The organism is Streptomyces sp. NPDC059008 (assembly GCF_042749045.1).
In the GTDB taxonomy this organism is placed as follows: Bacteria; Actinomycetota; Actinomycetes; order Streptomycetales; family Streptomycetaceae; genus Streptomyces.
In genome coordinates this window covers 115,277-132,594 of the sequence record NZ_JBHYJC010000015.1, presented here as the reverse complement: position 1 = coordinate 132,594, position 17,318 = coordinate 115,277, and the positions used below count along the sequence as shown (strand labels likewise).

13 protein-coding genes are annotated in these 17,318 nt (G+C 71.2%); 7 read left to right on the top strand and 6 right to left on the bottom strand.

The features are described 5' to 3' along the window. Window positions 1-3 precede the first annotated feature (3 nt). Window positions 4-2,121, top strand: coding sequence for a P-loop NTPase fold protein (locus ACFWZH_RS19935; protein ID WP_384432478.1), 2,118 nt, complete (start codon window positions 4-6; stop codon window positions 2,119-2,121). A gap of 3 nt (window positions 2,122-2,124) precedes the next feature. Here the strand turns inward: ACFWZH_RS19935 and ACFWZH_RS19930 are convergent, their stop codons facing one another. Continuing rightward, on the bottom strand, window positions 2,125-3,759 hold the full coding sequence (locus ACFWZH_RS19930; RefSeq protein ID WP_384432475.1) for an amidohydrolase family protein: 1,635 nt from the start codon (window positions 3,757-3,759) through the stop codon (window positions 2,125-2,127). A 10-nt stretch (window positions 3,760-3,769) separates the two neighbouring features. After that, on the bottom strand, window positions 3,770-5,059 hold the full coding sequence (locus ACFWZH_RS19925; RefSeq protein WP_384432472.1) for an amino acid deaminase: 1,290 nt from the start codon (window positions 5,057-5,059) through the stop codon (window positions 3,770-3,772). 276 nt (window positions 5,060-5,335) lie between these two features. On the opposite strand from ACFWZH_RS19925, the gene ACFWZH_RS19920 reads away from it, so the two are divergent. Both ACFWZH_RS19920 and ACFWZH_RS19915 read left to right on the top strand, forming a co-directional pair. After that, window positions 5,336-6,334 carry a sugar kinase gene (locus ACFWZH_RS19920; RefSeq protein WP_384432595.1) on the top strand — a complete coding sequence of 333 codons (999 nt, stop codon included), beginning with the start codon at window positions 5,336-5,338 and terminating at the stop codon, window positions 6,332-6,334. Further along, entirely contained in the window at window positions 6,331-7,092 is a 762-nt protein-coding gene (locus tag ACFWZH_RS19915) for an IclR family transcriptional regulator (RefSeq protein WP_384432469.1), read from the top strand. Before ACFWZH_RS19920 ends, ACFWZH_RS19915 begins: the two co-directional genes overlap by 4 nt. 81 nt (window positions 7,093-7,173) lie before the next feature. On the opposite strand, the gene ACFWZH_RS19910 is transcribed toward ACFWZH_RS19915, so the two are convergent. After that, window positions 7,174-8,346 (bottom strand): RNA-guided endonuclease InsQ/TnpB family protein, encoded by a 1,173-nt coding sequence (locus ACFWZH_RS19910; protein WP_384432466.1) that lies wholly within the window; start codon window positions 8,344-8,346, stop codon window positions 7,174-7,176. A 182-nt stretch (window positions 8,347-8,528) separates the two neighbouring features. Here ACFWZH_RS19910 and ACFWZH_RS19905 point away from each other — a divergent pair, with 182 nt between their 5' ends. Next, a complete protein-coding gene (locus ACFWZH_RS19905) occupies window positions 8,529-8,939 on the top strand; it encodes a RidA family protein (RefSeq protein ID WP_384432463.1) in 411 nt (136 codons plus the stop codon). Between the two features lie 138 nt (window positions 8,940-9,077). Beyond that, entirely contained in the window at window positions 9,078-10,601 is a 1,524-nt protein-coding gene (locus tag ACFWZH_RS19900; RefSeq protein ID WP_384432460.1) for a GntP family permease, read from the top strand. A 72-nt stretch (window positions 10,602-10,673) separates the two neighbouring features. Here ACFWZH_RS19900 and ACFWZH_RS19895 read toward each other — a convergent pair whose 3' ends face one another. Continuing rightward, window positions 10,674-11,972 (bottom strand): RNA-guided endonuclease InsQ/TnpB family protein, encoded by a 1,299-nt coding sequence (locus tag ACFWZH_RS19895; protein WP_384432457.1) that lies wholly within the window; start codon window positions 11,970-11,972, stop codon window positions 10,674-10,676. Between the two features lie 116 nt (window positions 11,973-12,088). After that, window positions 12,089-13,438: a M14 family metallopeptidase gene (locus ACFWZH_RS19890; protein ID WP_384432454.1), complete on the bottom strand. Its 1,350-nt coding sequence runs from the start codon at window positions 13,436-13,438 to the stop codon at window positions 12,089-12,091. A gap of 247 nt (window positions 13,439-13,685) precedes the next feature. On the opposite strand from ACFWZH_RS19890, the gene ACFWZH_RS19885 reads away from it, so the two are divergent. After that, window positions 13,686-14,561, top strand: a complete 876-nt coding sequence (locus ACFWZH_RS19885) for a serine protease (RefSeq protein ID WP_384432451.1) — start codon at window positions 13,686-13,688, stop codon at window positions 14,559-14,561. Between the two features lie 79 nt (window positions 14,562-14,640). Here the strand turns inward: ACFWZH_RS19885 and ACFWZH_RS19880 are convergent, their stop codons facing one another. Continuing rightward, on the bottom strand, window positions 14,641-15,669 hold the full coding sequence (locus tag ACFWZH_RS19880; protein WP_384432448.1) for a chitinase: 1,029 nt from the start codon (window positions 15,667-15,669) through the stop codon (window positions 14,641-14,643). A 316-nt stretch (window positions 15,670-15,985) separates the two neighbouring features. Between ACFWZH_RS19880 and ACFWZH_RS19875 the strand changes: the two genes are divergently transcribed. Continuing rightward, window positions 15,986-17,302 carry a hypothetical protein gene (locus ACFWZH_RS19875; protein ID WP_384432445.1) on the top strand — a complete coding sequence of 439 codons (1,317 nt, stop codon included), beginning with the start codon at window positions 15,986-15,988 and terminating at the stop codon, window positions 17,300-17,302. Window positions 17,303-17,318 lie beyond the last annotated feature (16 nt).

The following is a 17,318-nucleotide window of genomic DNA, read 5'->3' as shown; positions in this document are numbered from 1 at the left end:
CGCATGGCCACCTCGGCGCCCCTGCCCCCACCCAGCACGCCCGGCTTACCCCTCCCCGCGCCGGCCGCGTCCGCACCGCCGGCGCACGGTCCCTTCGCGCTGCTCAACGACGAACCGGTCGCCGAGTCCGGCGCGGACCTGCTCGGCGCCGGCCGGGCCGCCCGCCAGCTCGCCGGACTGCTGGTCGCCTCCCGCGCCTCCACCCCCTTCACGCTCGCCGTCGACGCGGGCTGGGGCATGGGCAAGAGCAGCCTGATGCGGCTGGTCGACGCGGAGCTGGCGCACGCCCCCGAGGTGCACACCGTCTGGTACAACGCCTGGACCTCGACCGGCGCCGACGCGCTGGAGGGGCTGATCAAGTCCGTCCTGATGCGCTTCGACCGGCGGGTGCTGCGCCGCGGACTGCAGCGGGTCGGCGAGCGGCGCGCGCTGCTGCGGGTCCTGCGGGCGCTGAGCACCGTCGTCGCCGGGCCGCTGGGGGTGGCCGGCCTGGTCGACGAGCTGTGGAAGAGCCTGTCCGTCGACTCCCAGGCCCGCAACGAGATGCGGGGCGCGATCGGCGACCTGGTCCAGGAGTGGTCCGAGACCGCCGAGTTCCGGCCCCGCCGGCTCCTGGTGGTCTTCATCGACGACCTCGACCGCTGCTCGGAGGAGACGGTGCTGGCCGTCTGCGAGGCGGTGAAGGTCTATCTGGACGTGCCGGGGCTGGCGTTCGTGATCGGCTGCGACCGCTCGGCGCTCGGGCCGAACGGGCTGCTGCGCGATCTGTCGCCGGCCGGCTCGGCGTTCATGGAGAAGATCTTCCAGACCAGCTACCGGATCCCGGCCGCCGACAACCACGGCGTCAAGGACTACATCCGCTGGTGCGCACGGACCGCCGGCATCGAGCCGCTGCTCGACGACGCCCTGGTCGACCTGCTGGCGCAGCGCTCGGACCGCAACCCGCGCCGCATCAAGCGCCTGGTCAACGGCTTCGTCCTGGAGGCCACGCTCAACCCCGTCTGGCGCGACTTCGGGCCGGACGCGGTGATCAGGACGCTGCTGCTGCAGTACTTCTACCCCGACTTCTACCGCATGATGACCGGCCCGTCGGGCACCGTCGACGGCGATGTGGTGGCCGAGTTCCGGACCTACCGCGAGGTGCGGCGCACGCTGCTGGCGCCCGCGGGCGCCCCGGGGGAGGAGACCCCCGTACGGGACTTCCTCGCGCGCTACGACCTGGTGCTGCCGCAGCCGCTCGGCGCGGGCGGCGACGAGGTGCTGGCCGTCCTGGAGCGCCAACTGCCCAACGAGTTCCCGGACCTGGTGGTCAATCCGGCCTTCACCTCCCTGGTGGACGAGCTGACCGCCCGCCCGGACGCCGCGCTGCTGCTGCGGCGGCTGCGCGAGGGCCCGCTGGGTCCGGGTGCGGAGCCGACCCGGATGTCCCAGGAGTGGGCCCCGGTGTGGCAGGGGCTGGGGTCGCGCGTGGACGGCTACGCCACCGGGTTCGGCCCGCCGCTGGCGTGGCCGGGCGACGAGCCGTACGGCGGCTACGGGGCGCCGCCGCAGCAGATGCCGCCACAGATGCCGCAGCAGGGCCGGACGCCGGGGCAGCCGTCCCCGGTGCCGCAGGGGGCCTACCCGCAGGGCGGGTACCCGCAGCAGGCCCCGTACCCGGCTCCGTACCCGGCCGCGCCGGCCTTCGACGTCCTGTGGGTCGACGACCAGCCGGACCGCAAGGCCGTGGTGCGCGAGGTGCTGGAGGGCCTGGGGGCCCAGGTCAGCCATGTGCCCAAGAGCGCCGCCGCCGTGCAGGCGCTCCGCAACCGCGCCCCCGACCTGCTGGTCTCCGACATCAGCCGGGGCACGGACCACTCCGCCGGCTTCGAGATGGTGCGGCGGCTCAAGGAGGACGGCCACTACGACGGCCCGGTGGTCTTCTTCACCATCCGGCGGTCCGCCGAACGCGAGGAGCGGGCCGCCGAGCTGGGCGCCTCGCTCACCAACAACGAGCAGGAGCTGCGCGAACTGGTGCTGCACGCCCTGCAGAGCCGGGCCGCGGAGCAGGCCCCGCCGCGTGACCGGAAGCCGCCCCGGCAGGGGTCACTGTCGCAGACCGGGTGGTTCCCCTCGCTGTGACCGTCAGCGGCGGACGGCCGTCCGCCGTACCGTCCGCCCCGCCAGCACCTCCGTGCGCCGCCCGTCCTCGATCACGAACCGGCCGTCGATCAGGACGTGCGGGATGCCGGTCGGCAGCGTGCGGGGGGCGTCGAAGGTCGACCCCGCCGCGACCGTGGCCGGGTCGAAGAGGACCAGGTCGGCGCGGTGGCCCTCGCGCACCAGGCCCCGGTCGGGCAGCCGCAGCCGGGCGGCCGGGCGGCCCGTCAGATGGGCGACGCACTCCTCCAGCGACAGCACGCCCGTCTCGCGGACGTAACGGCCGAGGTAGTGCGGGAAGGTGCCGTACGCCCGCGGATGCGGCTTGTCGCCCTGGAGGATGCCGTCGCTGCCGCCGGTGTGCACCCGGTGGCGCATGATCCGGCGGACGTTGTCCTCATGGCCGACGTGCTGGAGGATCGTCGAACCGAGGCGGTCGTCGAGGAGCAGGCGGCGGGCGGTCGTCCAGGGCTCCTCGCCGCGTTCCGCGGCGGTGCGCGCGACGGTCCGGCCGACGTGGCCGGCCAGGGCGGGGTCCGAGACTCCGGAGATCTCGATGGTCTCCCAGTCGATGGGCACGCCGTGGCAGCCGTCCGCGCCCGCCACCTCCATGACGTGCCGGATCCGCTCGGCCGTCGCCTCGTCGCGCAGACGGGCCAGCACCGCCTCCGGGCCGCCCTCGCCGGCCCAGCTCGGCAGCATCGCGACCAGCGTCGTACAGCCGGGGGTGTAGGGGTAGGTGTCGAGGGTGATGTCCGCGCCGGCGTCCAGCGCGGCGTCCAGGAGGGACAGCAGTTCGGGCGCGCGGCCCTCGTTGACGCCGAAGTTCATGGTGGCGTGCGCCAGATGCAGCGCACAGCCCGCCTCGCGGGTGAGGGCGATCATCTCCTGGTACGCCTCCAGGGCGCCCGCCCCGTAGGAGCGGTGGTGCGGGCAGTAGTAGCCGCCGTACTCCGCCACCACCCGGCACAGCTCGGTGAGTTCGGCGTCGTCGGCGTACATGCCGGGCGTGTAGGTGAGCCCGGAGGACATGCCGACCGCGCCCTGCGCCATGCCCTCGGCGACCAACTGCCGCATCCGCGCCAGCTCTTCGGGCGTCGCCGCGCGGTCCTCCCAGCCGACGGCGAGCATCCGGACCGTTCCCTGCGGGATCAGGTACGCGGCGTTCACCGCGATGCCGCGGCCGTCGAAGCCGTGGTCGAGGCGGTCCAGGTACTCGCCGACCGACCGCCAGGCGAAGTCGACCTCGCCCTCGCCGTAGCCGTTCCAGCCGGTGATCGCGCGGCGCACCTCGGCGAGCGTGCGGTCGTCGACCGGCGCGTACGACAGCCCGTCCTGGCCGATCACTTCGAGGGTCACGCCCTGCGCGGCCTTCGCGCTGTGGTCGGGGTCGCGCAGCAGCGCGAGGTCGCTGTGGGCGTGCATGTCGATGAAGCCGGGGGAGAGGACCAGGCCCTCGGCGTCGATTTCCCGCCGGGCGGTGGGGCGCTGGCAGCCCGCCGCCGCGGCCTCCTTGACGATCGAGACGATCCGGCCGCCGTCGACCACCACGTCGGCGCGGTAGGAGGGCGCGCCGCTGCCGTCCACCACCTCCGCGTCCCGGATGACGAGGTCATCCACCACCGGCCCCCTAGAAGAACGTGCGGATGAAGTCCGTGACCGTTCCGTCCCGTTCGACCAGCGGGATGAGCTGCCACTTGTCGAAGGAGGTGCAGGGGTGCGACAGCCCCAGTCCCACCCAGTCGCCGACCTCCACGTCGCCGGAGCGCTCGGTGGCCAGCCACGCGTGCTGGTCGGACAGCTTGGTGACGGTGAGCCCGTCGGCCGGCCGCTCGGTGCCGTCCCGGCCGGACCGTACGACCTGGGCGCGCGGCAGGTCCAGGTCGTACGCCGCGTCGCGCTTGCCCGCGTTGAGGAACGCCTGCTCGGGCGTGGGACGGGAGACGACCTGCGCCCACAGCAGGAAGGCGGGCTGCAGGGCGCCTTCCTGGGGGATGCGGTTGAAGGGCGTGAGCTTGCGGTAGTGGCCGTCGTCGTGGCTGACGTACGCGCCCGAGCGCAGCAGCTTCAGGACCGGCGCGGACAGCTCGGGGAGGGCCGCGAAGACCTCGGCGACCGCGTCGAACCAGGCGCTGCCGCCGGCGCTGACCACGATCTGGTCGAGGTCGGCGAACCGGCCCGCCTTGTCGAGCTCCACGGCCAGCGCCACCAGCCGGCGCAGCCAGGCGGTCACCCGCTCGGTGTCGGCGTCGGGCACCTCGCCCTCGTACCCCGCGACGCCCACCAGGCGCAGGGTGTCCACGCCCGCGATGGCGTCGGCGAGTTCCAGGCACTCGGCCTCCGTGCGGACACCGGTCCGCGCGCCCTCGCCGGCGCCCAGCTCGACGACCACGTCCACCGGGCGGACGGCCCCGGCCTCCCGCAGCGCCACGTCCATCAGCTCGATGCCGCGCAGCGAGTCGACGTAGCAGGTGAAGCGGAAGTCCGGGTCGGCGGCCAGTTCACCGGCCAGCCAGCGCAGCGCGGCGGGGTCCACGACCTGGTTGGCCAGGAAGATCCGCTGGATGCCGAAGGTGCGGTAGACCCGGGCCTGGTGGGGGACGGCCGCGGTGATGCCCCAGGCGCCGTGCTCCAGCTGGCGGGCGAAGAGCTGCGGCGCCATGCAGGTCTTTCCGTGCGGGGCGAAGGCCAACCCGTGCCGGGTGGCGTACGTCTCCATCAGTGCCAGGTTGTGCTCGACCGAGTCGGCGGCCAGGGCCAGGACGGGGGTGGTGAACCCGCCGGTGAACAGGTTGCGGCGCTCGGCGGCCAGCTCGCCGACGGTCAGTCCCTCGGCGTCCGGGGGGAGGCCCTTGAAGCGGTGGTCGACCCGTTCGTCCGCGAGTTCCCCGAGTCCCTGCGTGAGCCGCTCGCCGGCCATGGGGCCTCCTCAAGATCTTGTTGCACTCTCTGCAACACTCATTGCGCATATCGCTTACAGCTGTCTAACATCCGAGCCATCGCCCGGTCAATGGCGCGGAACACGGCCCGGAAGCGGCCGGACACGCGGCGGCACGCCGCCCCGGAAACCCGCCCGAACGAGCCGCCCAGCGAAGGAGCGCAACCGATCGTGACCAGGTCCTCGAACGACGGCGGCAGCACCGCCCCGGACGGCGCCCCCGCCCCGGACGCCGACGTCGTCTGCCTCGGCGAGTCCATGGTCACCTTCCTGCCCAGCCGCCCCGGGCGGCTCGCCGACGTGCCGTCCTTCGACCGCGCCATCGGCGGCGCCGAATCCAACGTCGCCTGTACCCTCGCCCGCGCCGGCCACACCGCCCGCTGGATCTCCCGCGTCGGCGCCGACGGCTTCGGCGACCACCTGCTCACCGCCATCGCCGACTGCGGCGTCGACGTCTCCTTCGCCCGGCGCGACCCGCTGCGCCCGACCGGCGTCTACTTCCGCACGGCAGGCGACCGCGCCACCGACGGCCATGAGGTCGCCTACTACCGGGCGGGCTCCGCCGCCTCCGCCATGTCCGCCGCCACCATGGACCTGGCCGCGATCCGCGCCGGCCGGGTGCTGCACCTGACGGGCATCACGGCCGCGCTCTCCGCCGACTGCCTGGGCCTGCTGCGCGCCCTGACCGCCCCCCGCCCCGCCGCCGGCCGCCCGCTCGTCTCCTTCGACGTCAACCACCGGCCCGGCCTGTGGCAGCGCGCCGACGACGCCCGCGTCCTACTCGACCTCGCCCGCGGCGCCGACCTGGTCTTCGTCGGCGAGGACGAGGCGGCCGCCGCCTGGGGCATCACCGGCGGCCCGGACGCCCTGCGCGAGGCGCTGCCCGAGCCCGCCACCCTCATCGTCAAGCGCGGCGCCGCGGGCGCGGTCGTCTACGAGCGGGGCGGCCGGCACACCGAGCCCGCCCCGCGCGTCGACGTGGTCGCCGCCGTCGGCGCGGGCGACGCCTTCGCCGCCGGATACCTCTCCGCCACCCTCCGCGGCCTGCCCGTCCCCGCCCGCGTGCGCCACGGCCACCTGTGGGCCGCCGCGGTCCTCACCGTCCCCGGTGACCTCGCACCACCCCCCTCCCGCGCGCACGCCGACCGCCTCGCCGCCCTCGGCACCACGGCCTGGGAGACACTGCACCTCGGCCCCGGCTGGACGAACGCCACGACAGCCGACGAGCGGGCCGCCGAGGAGGTATCCACGCCATGAGTCAGACCGTCGACCGCGCGCTGAGCATCCTGCCGCTGCTCGCCGAGGGACCCGCCGACCTGGGGCAGGTCGCCGACCGACTCGGCGTGCACAAGTCCACCGCGCTGCGCCTGCTGCGCACCCTGCACGAGCACGGGCTCGTCCACCGCCAGCCCGACCAGCGCTACCGCCTCGGCGCCCGGCTCTTCGCGCTGGCCCAGCAGGCCGTCGAGAACCTCGACGTACGCGAGATCGCCCACCCCCACCTCGTCGAACTCAACGAGAAGTGCGGACACACCGTCCACCTCGCCGTCCACGAGGAGAACGAGGTCCTCTACATCGACAAGGTCGAGAGCCGCTACCCGGTCCGGATGTACTCCCGGATCGGCAAGCCCGTGGCGATAACGGTCGCCGCCGTGGCCAAGCTGCTCCTCGCCGACCTGCCCGGGCCCGAGCGCCGCGCCCTCGCGGAGAAGCTCGACTACCCCCGCTACACGTCCCGTTCGACCCCCGACGCCACGGCCTTCCTCGCCGAACTGGCCAAGGTCCGCGAACAGGGCTGGGCCACCGACCTCGGTGGCCACGAGGAGTCCATCAACTGCGTCGCGGCGCCCATCCGCGGCGCGGACGGGCGGACCGTCGCCGCCATGTCGGTCTCCGCACCGAATGTCGTCGTCAGCGCCGACGAACTCCTCGCACTGCTCCCGCTGCTGCGCCGCACCGCCGAGGCGATCAGCCGGGAGTACTCCGGCAAGACTCCAGTGAAGGACACCGATTGACTCCTCCCCCTCGTGAACGAGGGGGATTCCTAGCTCACTTCGCCTGACACCTAGCAGGTGGCAGGGCTTACAAGATCAGCACTAGCCGGGTACGAGACCAGCCCGGACGAGCATCACGCGCGCGGAGTTCTTGTCCCGTGGGGACACGGTTCCACACGCGGTGCACGTGTACGTTCTCTCGGAAAGAGGTAGGCGGTGCTCGGCTCTCGCTCCGCAGTGCGCACAGTCCATCGTGGTGTGCGCGGGGTTGACCAGGTACAGGGTGCGGCCGTGCTTACGGGCCTGCGCGATCAGGGCTCTCTTGGTGACGCCGATCGCTGCGTCGGCGGCCTTGCGCGCCATGGTGGTCTTGGCGAGGAAGCGCGGTCGGAAGTCCTCCACCGCCAGGGAGTCATGGTCACGAACCACGGACTTGGCCCACTTGCGGGCCGTGTCCTGCCGCTGGTCGGCGACCTTGCGGTGCAGCTTGGCGGCCTGCCGCTTCGCCTCGCGGTAGCCCTTCGATCCGGGCTGCCCCTTCTTCGGCTTACGCCTCGCCATCATCCGCTGGTACTTGGCGAGCTTCTGCGCGGCCGTCTTCCCGTGCTGGGCGTGCGGGAGGTCGTGGGCGTCGGATGTGGTGGTGGCGGTCTCCTTGACGCCCCAGTCGATCCCGATCACACGGCCGGTCTCCGGCAGCTGTTCGGTCACGGCCGGAACGACGAACGATGCCCACCAGTGCCCGACCGCATCCCGGTACACGCGCACCGACGAGGGCGGCTTGGGCAGTTCACGCGACCACACCGGCCGCACGACGATCCCCCCGGCCAGGTGCAGCCGGCCGTCCATCAGCCGGAAGCCGCGACGGGTGTATTCGAGGGTCGGCAGCGCCTCGCGCTTCTTCTTGCACTTCGGCATCCCGGCCCGCTGTCGCATCGGCAACCGGGCCTTGATGTCCTTGAGCGCCTTGGCGCGGGACTTGCCGAAGTCGCGGATCAGCTGCTGCTGCGGCACACATGCGCCTTCGCGCAGCCACGGCGTACGGGCGCGTGCCTCGGTCAGCATCGCCGCAAGCTGTACCGGTCCGCACGTCTTCTTCTCGCCGGTCGCCCGGTTGTGCGCGTACACGGCCTTGGACTTGGCGACGCACTCGTTCCACACCCAGCGCAACCGGTCCCACTCCACCTCAAGGGCAGCGCGCGCCGTGGACGACAGACGCAGACGGTAGGTGAACCGGCAATAGCCGGACGCCTCCGGGGTCGCTTCTGTCGTCATGCACCCGAACCTATCTTGGAGCACTGACAGTTGACCCCGATCGATCTTCGCGGTGCCCCTCACCTGCAATTTCGCTGTACGCCGGATCGCCCTGACGGCGATCCGGCCACCCCTGCCCCGCTCACGCGGGAGCTTCGTTTCCTCCCCCACCCAAAGGTGGGGGTATCCACGAAGGAGGCATGATGACTGACAAGACCGCGATCACCCCGGCCACCCACACCACCCCGCCCGCGGCGTTCTCCCACGGCGTCAAGAAGGGCAACATCCTGCAGGTCGCCGGCCAGGTCGGCTTCCTGCCCGCCGTCGAGGGGCAGCCCCCGACGCCCGCCGGCCCCACCCTGCGCGAGCAGACCCTGCAGACCCTCGCCAACGTCCACGCCGTCCTCGAAGCCGGCGGCGCCACCTGGGACGACGTGATGATGATCCGCGTCTACCTCACCGACGTGGACCACTTCGCCGAGATGAACGCGCTCTACAACGCCTACTTCGAGGAGCAGGGCCTGACCGCGGCCCCCGCCGCCCGCACCACCGTCTACGTCGGTCTCCCCGAGGGCCTGCTCATCGAGATCGACGCCCTCGCGGTCCTGGGCTGACGTCCCAGCGCGGGCACCGCTGAACACCCCGCAAGCCGTACGTCGTCGCGGCACGGCACCCTCGGCCACGCTCAATCGGGTGCCGTGCCGCGATCCCTCCTGCCCCGAAAGACGCACGGAATCACGAGGTCCCCCCTCATGTCCCTGTTCGTCGCGGCCGCGCCCGCCCCCACGCCGGCCACCCCGCCGCACACCGGCGGCCTGCTCGCCCTGATACCCGGCACCGCGGGCCTGCTGACGGTCGCCGCCCTCGGCGTCGCCCTCCTGCTCGTTCTGATCATCAAGGTCCGGCTGCAGCCCTTCGTCGCCCTGCTCGGTGTCTCCCTCGCCGTCGGCCTGGCCGCCGGCCTCTCCGTCACCGAACTCTTCGGCACGGTGCAGAAGTCCGACGCCGTCTCGCTGATCGAGACCGGCATGGGCGGCATCCTCGGCCACGTCGCCATCATCATCGGCCTGGGCACCATGCTCGGCGCGATCCTCGAAGTCTCCGGCGGCGCCGAGGTGTTGAGCACCCGCCTGCTCCGCCTCTTCGGCGCGAAGCGCGCCCCGCTGGCCATGGGGACGACGGGCCTGATCTTCGGCATCCCCGTCTTCTTCGACGTCGGCATCTTCGTCCTGGCCCCGATCGTGTACGCCGTCGCCAAGCTCCCGCAGGCAGCCGGCGAGCCCGGCGCGGACCGGACCCCCGCCGGCAGGTCGGTCCTCCTCTACTGCCTGCCGCTGCTGGCCGGCCTGTCGATGACCCACGCCTTCCTGCCGCCGCACCCGGGACCGGTAGCCGCGGCCGGCCTGTTCAAGGTCGACCTGGGCTGGGTCATCCTCATGGGCGTGCTCTGCGGGATCCCCGCCATGCTCGCGGCCTGGGCGTACGCCGCCTGGATCGGCAGGCGCCTCTTCGTCGAGGTCCCGCAGGACATGGTGGAGGCCGCGGCCGAGGCCAGGGAGGCCGTCGCCGCCGAGCGGCGCGCCACGGGCGCCACCGGGCGCGAGCGGCCCGTCGCGCTCGGCGCGGTCCTCGCCATCATCGGCACCCCCCTGCTGCTCATCCTCCTGGCGACCTTCTCCTCCATCGCCCTGGCCCCCTCGACGGGCCGCTCGGTCGTGGAGTTCTTCGGCCACCCCTTCGTCGCGCTGACCCTCGCCCTGCTGTTGGCGTACTACCTGCTGGGCATCCGCTGCGGCTGGTCGCGCACGTCGCTGGAGCGGGTCTCCACCGCGTCGTTGAAGCCGGTCGGCAACATCGTCCTGGTGGTCGGCGCCGGCGGCGTCTTCGGTGCCGTGCTCAAGGGCAGCCAGGTGGCCACCGCCCTCTCCGACACCTTCCACGACCTGGGCCTGCCCGTGATCGTCCTGGCCTACCTGCTCTCCCTGGCCCTGCGGGTGGCCCAGGGATCGGCGACCGTCGCCATCGTCACGACGGCCGGCATCGTGGTCCCGCTGGTCGAGGGCCAGGGCCTGTCGCAGGCCCACCTGGCGCTGGTCATCATGGCGATCTCGGCGGGGTCGATCTTCGCCTCGCATGTGAACGACGGCGGCTTCTGGATGGTCAGCAAGTACTTCGGGATCAGCGAGCGCGACACGCTCAAGTCCTGGACGGTGCTGGAGTCGGTGCTGTCGGTCGCGGGCTTCGCGGTGGCCGCACTGGTGAGCCTGGTCGTCTAAGTGTGTCCTTCCGGGCCTACACATTCGAGATTTGATGTGCTCCTTGCCTGGTGTGGCGAGGATTCCGGCCACTCAGCCGGTGTGAGTGGCCGGTGCTGCACGCAACCGGGTGCCGATCTTCCGGCCCCTCGCCCCGCGAACGGGACTGCGCGTGCTCTTGATAACCGTGTCGCCCATCCGGCGTGCACGGGCCTCTATTTCGATCGAGGCGGTCTTGTCGGCGTGATCGGTGTGCCCGCAATGAACGCAGACAAATTCCCGACCACAACCGACGCGGCTTCTCGGATCCCGCTGCCCGCACTCAGGGCAGGTCTGCGATGTGCCATGTGGTGCAACGAGCCGGAGCTCAGAACCGTACCTAGCTGTTTTGTAGATCAGTTGGCGCCTGCGCTCGCCAGGAACGTTGTCGAGGATGGCACGATTGAGACCAGATTTGCGGCCGACTCCCTTGCCGGGCTCGGCTACTGTTCCCTTCGCGCTCTTCGTCATATTCAACACGCGCAGATCCTCGATTCCGACGAAGCCGTGGTTCTTGGCGAGATCGGTGGTGAGTTTGTGCGTGAAGTCCAAGCGGCGCCGGGCCTGCCGAGCATGGAGCGCAGCGATGTGGCTGATGGTCTTGCGCAGACGGTTGCTGTACTTCCCTCCGTTGTACTTCCTGGCGCAGGTGATCTGACGAGCCTTGCGGTGCTCCAGGGCTCTCAGACGTAGTCGCTCGCCGCGGTTGAGGCTCAGAGGCATGATTCGGGGCTTCGTTTCCGTGGAGACCCAAGCGGAAACGGCGATGCCGAAGTCAACACCACACCCCGCTTTCCCGTTCGGGGCGGCACGGGTGCCACCGGTGCTGACGCCGAAGGACACATGCCACTGCAAGCCGTGGCGGGATACTGTGCAAGACCGCCAGGCACCACCGAAGGGGCGTGAAAAGCGGAACCTGAGCCAACCCAGCTTCGGGATACGCACCTCGGCCCAGCGATGACTGATCTTCCGGACAGCCAGCTTTTGGCCGGGGAATGAAACGCTCATGTGTGAGGCTCGGCGCTTGAAGATCGGGTGCCCGGCAGGATGGACCGGGTTGGCCATGTTCTTGAATGCTTGATCGAGCTGCCGCAGAACTTGCTGGCCGGCTGATGCGGGAAGTTCCTGGATCCAGTTGATGGACTCATCAGGATCGTTGCGAATCTCCGTGAGCAGCACGCATTGTTCGGTAGACCAGACCCAGGAATTGCCATCGTGCTTTCGGCCGATCATCATCCTGTGCTCAAGGGCAAGGTTCCACAACGCCCGCGCATGATGTCCCCACCTCGTCAGGATCTCGTCCTGCTCCGGTGTCGGGTATGCGCGGTACTTCCGCCCCGTGTCCGCCTTCATCTCAGCCGCTCGCCCCCTCTTTGATCGAACTAACGAGCCGAAGTCGAACGGGTTACGCAGAAAAATCAGAAGGGGGTGCCCGGTCTTCCTGGGCACCCCCGGTGTGCGTCGAACGATCAACCGGCCTTGCAGTACTGCTCTTCCTTGCCGATCGCGCGATACGGACAGTCCGAAGTCTCCAGTAGCTGAAGCACCGCCTCTCGGTTACGAGACGTCTGCTTCTGGATCACCGAATCCCGGGGATAGAACCCACCGCCCCCGGCGGATGACGGATAGAGCTCAAAGGTGTAGGCGAACACCTTCTGATCCCCCCACAGCCAGTCGTCGATCGAGCCGTCGGTGATGTAGAGCTCGCTGGACTGCTCGGGGGTGTAGCCGTTGGAGGCGGCCATCTTCTTCCCGATGGCGGCGAAGGCGTCGTGGTCGTCCTGGGTCATGCCGGGACCGGTCTCGTCGTGGGTGAAGCCGAAGGGCCACAGGACGAGTTCGCTGTAGGTGTGGAAGTCGATGGCGGTCTTGATCTGCTGGGCACCGCCGACGACGCGGCCGCGGACGAAGTCCGAGACGACCTTCACCTCGGGGGCCGAGGCGGCGGAGGGGCCGCGGTAGGTCTCGTCGCCCGGGTCGCCGGAGGAGCCGTCGCAGCAGCCCCACTTGAAGTCCCAGTTGCGGTTGAGGTCGGTGCCGACCTCGTTGGACCCGGCGTTGGGCTGGCGGTTCTTGCGCCACATGGCGAAGTCGCCGGAGGCGATGTCGAACTCGCCGCCGTCGGGGTTGAGGTCCGGGATGATCCAGATCTCGCGGGAGTCGAGCATCTTGGTGACGCGGTCGTCGGAGCCGTACTTCGAGGTGAACTCGCCCAGGAGGTAGAGGGCCATCTCGACGGTGAGGTGCTCGCGGGCGTGCTGGTGGGCGGTGAAGAGGACCTCGGGTTCCTTCTCGTCCTTGGTGACGTTCTTGCTGAGCTTGAGGGCCAGGATGTCCCGGCCCTCGTGGGAGGTGCCGATCTTCTGCTTGCTGAGGATCTCCGGGTACTTGGCGACGAGGCCGTCGATCTCCTTCGTGGCCTCGTCGTAGGTGTGGTAACCGGCGTAGCCCTGCGGGAAGTCCTTGACGCGGGACGGCGGTGTGCCCTTGGCGGCGCCCGGCGGGTCGGGCAACTGGCGCACCCGGTGGCCGAGCCGGCGGACCAGCTCGGCCTGGGCCCGGTCGGCGGTGACGACGACGGACCGGGCGTGGACCTCGTCGATGCTGACGCCGGTCGTGGCGAGGTCGGCGCGGGCCGCGGCGGTCGCGGGGCCGGTCACCTCGTACTGGTGGGGGCGTTCGGCGGCGCGTGCGGCGCCGGCGGGCTGGCCCGGTGGGGGGTTCTGCGCCTGGGCGGCGGCCGCGATCGGGCCGGCGAGCGCGAGGGAGAGGAGTGCGGCGAGGACGGTCGTGCGTCCGCCGCGTATTCGTGGTCGCATGCGGTCTCCTGTGGGGGGTGTGAGTCGAAGCGACGGCGTCAGTGTTGAGGCTTGGCATGGCTGGGTCAAGGTGCGGGCTGGCCATATCTGCGGTGGACCGGGCGATCGGAGCCGACCGTCGAATCCGTCAACTTGCCGTCGTTTCCGGGAAATTGATTGCCTCGCGGCGTCGTGGCACTCACAATGCGCACGACAAATCCGAAGGCCCGCAGGGGCGTTCGGAGACAGAAGCTGAGAGGACCCCCACATGAACAGACCTCTCGTCGGCACCCTGGCCACGGCCGTGCTGGGAGCCGCAGCCCTGACGGGCACCGTCGGAACGGCCCACGCCGCGCCCGACCGGGCATCGCACCACCGCGCGCACCACAAGGCCAAGGCGGTGGACTTCGCCGGCACCGTCGCGCTGAGCAACTGCTCCGGCTCGGTGGTCAAGATGCCCACCTCGCAGGAGAACGACCCGGCCCTGGTGATGTCCAACGGCCACTGCCTGGAAAGCGGTATGCCCGGCGCGGGCGAGGTCGTCGTCGACCAGCCGTCCCGCCGCAGCTTCACCCTGCTCGACAAGTCGGCCGGTGAGCTGGGCACGATCAAGGCCACCAAGGTCGCGTACGCCACGATGACCGACACCGACGTCTCGCTCTACGAGACCGGTTCGACCTACGCCGAGATCGAGCAGAAGTACGGGATCAAGCCGCTGGAGCTGGCCACCGAGCACCCGGCCAAGGGCGCCGCGATCAGCGTGGTCTCCGGCTACTGGAAGAAGATCTACTCCTGCAGCATCGACGGGTTCGTGCCCACCCTCAAGGAGGGCGACTGGACCTGGAAGGACTCCGTCCGCTACACCCCGGAGTGCAAGACCATCGGCGGGACCTCCGGCTCCCCGGTGGTCGACACCGCCACCGGCAAGGTCGCGGCCATCAACAACACGGGCAACGAGGACGGTGAGAAGTGCACCGTCAACAACCCCTGTGAGGTGGACGAGAACGGCGAGGTCACCGTGCGCAAGGGCATCAACTACGCGCAGCAGACCTACGGCATCCCCAAGTGCTTCGGCGTCGGCAACAAGCTGGACCTGAGCGCCGCCGGATGCGAGCTGCCGAAGCCGGCGGCGACCCGCAGGTGAGCTGACGCGGGGACGTGACATGCGAGCAGCCAGGCCCCGGGCACACGGTGCGCGGGACCTGGCTGTGGGGGGTGGCGCTCTACGGCAGGCCGTGGACGTGGCCGCCCACCTGGCCGGCGAACTCACCGCCGTTCGCGGCGTCCCAGTTGGTCGACCAGGTCATCGCGCCGCGCAGCCCCGGGTACGTCTTCGACGGCTTGAAGGAGCCGCAGCCACTGCCCTTGGTGAGGCAGTCCAGCGCGGCGTTGACGACGCCCGGTGCCACGTATCCGCTGCCCGCCGCCTTCGAGGACGCCGGGACGCCGATGCCGACCTGCGAGGGGTCGAGACCGCCCTCCAGCTGGATGCAGGCGAGCGAGGTCAGGAAGTCGACCGTGCCCTGTGCGTAGACCTTGCCGTCGCAGCCGTTCATCGAACCGCTGTTGTAGTACTGCATGTTGACGACGGTCAGGAAGTCCTTGATGGCCAGCGCCGTCTTGAAGTACTCGTTCTGCGGTGACTGCATGTCGATGGTCTGCGGTGCCATGGTCACCACGACGTCGCCGTGCGCGGCGTGCACGGCCTTGAGCGCCTTGGTCATATAGGTCGAGTCGAGGCCGTTCTCCAGGTCGATGTCGACGCCGTCGAAGCCGTACTCGTCCATGAGCGCGTTGACGGAGTCGGCGAAGTTCTTCGCCGAGGCGTCGTCGTTGACGGACACCGCGCCCTTCTCGCCGCCGACGGAGACGACCACCGACTTGCCGGCGGCCTGCTTGGCCTTGATGTCCGCCTTGAAGTCGTCGACCGAGCCATAGCCGACGGCCGGGTCCAGGTGGAAGGTGACGGCGCCCGGCCGGTCGGTCGCGTCGGCGAAGGAGACCGCGATGATGTCGTAGGCGTCGTCGACGTCCTTGAGCTTCTGCACCGTGGCGCCGTTGTCGAAGTTCTGCCAGTAGCCGGTGAGGGCGTGCGCGGGGACGGCGGCGGGTGCGGCGGGCGGGGCCGGGGCGGGGCGGTCCTCGGCCGCGTTGGCGGTGCCGGCCACGAGGGCGCCGGCCGAGGCCAGTACGGCGGCGGCCAGTCCGGCCAGCAGCCGCTTGGTGACTCTTCCTGATCGTGCGCGAACCACGACTGCCTCCGAGTGGGGGGGAAGTTGGGGGGAGTGGTGCGGATGCGCATTCAGGGGCCCCTGCGCTTGCCGTACAAGGTGGTCCAGACCATTGCGCCTGTCAAGGCCCTGGACGCGGGCCGGTGTTCGCGCAGCCGTCGCTCGGGGGGTATGCGCTATTTCCCTGTGGGGTGCTCGTGATGACGAGTAGCCCAGAACGTGTTCTCTGGGGCGTATCTCTGTGGATAAAGTGCTGAGCGTATGGCGCCTATGGCGCAGAGCTGTGCCGATCCGCGGTCCCGGGACCCCCGGAGGCCAAAGGGAGTGGGGGAGCGACGTGCCGACCGCGATTGCAGTCACCAGCCCTGACCTCGCGCTGCCGGCGACCGACCGGCAGACCCCCGCCGCCGTCGTCCTCCAGGCGCCGCGGCTGCAGCCGCTGGACGACGCGCTGACGGAACTCGCCGCGGTGCTGGAGCACCACGGCCACCTCGTCGCGCTGTACTCCTCCGCCTGTCCGCCCGAGCACGTCCGCCGGCTGCACACCCTGCGCGCCGTCCTGGAGAGCGACCGGGTCGCCATCGTGCCGGTGTCCCTGCCGCCGCTGGGCGTGGCGCTGCTCGCCCGGCAGCTGCGGCAGCTGTCGCTGTGCGGCTTCAGCCCCGGCGTGCTGGCCAGTTCGGCGCGGCTGCTGAGCCACTACATCCACGCGGGCGCGCTGCTGGGCAGCGTCAGCGGCCTGGACCGGGTCGAGGTCGATCTGCGCTCCCACATGAAGTCCTGGCTGCCCGGCGCGCACTTCGCGGTGCTGGCCAACCCCGAGCCGCAGCTGCTGCATCTGGACCGGCACAGCACCGAGGCCGGGCTGCCGGCTCCCGGATTCGCCACCCACCTCGCGGTCGCCCGCGGCCAGCTCACCGCGGAGTGGGTGACCGCGTCGCTCGCCCCGGCCTGGCAGGTGCAGGCGGCCTACGAGGAGCGGCTGCCCGCCGAGTCCGCCCGGTGGTGGGGGACCCAGAAGCTGATCGAGTTCGCCGCGGCCATCCCCGATCCGTATGTGCTGCGCCAACTGGTGGCGTCGGTACGGCGCGCGGAGTGCGGCTGGTGCGGCCTGGAGGTCCTCGGCGACCACTGCGCGTTCTGCGCGGCGCCGCTGGCACGGGACCGGGCCGCACGGGGCGGCTCCTCCGGTCGTCACCCCGCGGCCATAGCGGCGCCGGATCCGGCCGCCGCGCCGGATCCGGCCACCCCCGCACAGCCGGAGCCCGCCCAGGAGCCGGCCGCGGAATCCGGGCAGCCGCCCGCGCCGTGGACGCAGCGCGGACTGTCCCCGGTGGCCCCGTCGGGGGTGCCCGGCGTCACGGGCGTACGGGGCGGTGCGCCCGGCGGCGGCACCGGACCCGGCCGGCTGGACGTCCGCGGACCGGGTGCCGCAACGGGCGGTCCGGGAGGCGGAGTTCCGGGAAACCCCTACGGGTCCGGACGCCCCGTGCCGGGGAACCCCTACGCATGCGACGGCCCCGGTGCCCCCGGCCGCTGGGACCTGCCCGGCCACCCCGACTTCACCGGCCCTCCCGACCCGCCCGGTCACCCCGACCTGTCCGCCCACCACGAAGTCCCCGGCGCCCCGCGGACGGTGGCCCGCGTGCGCTGATCCCCGCCGCGCGCCC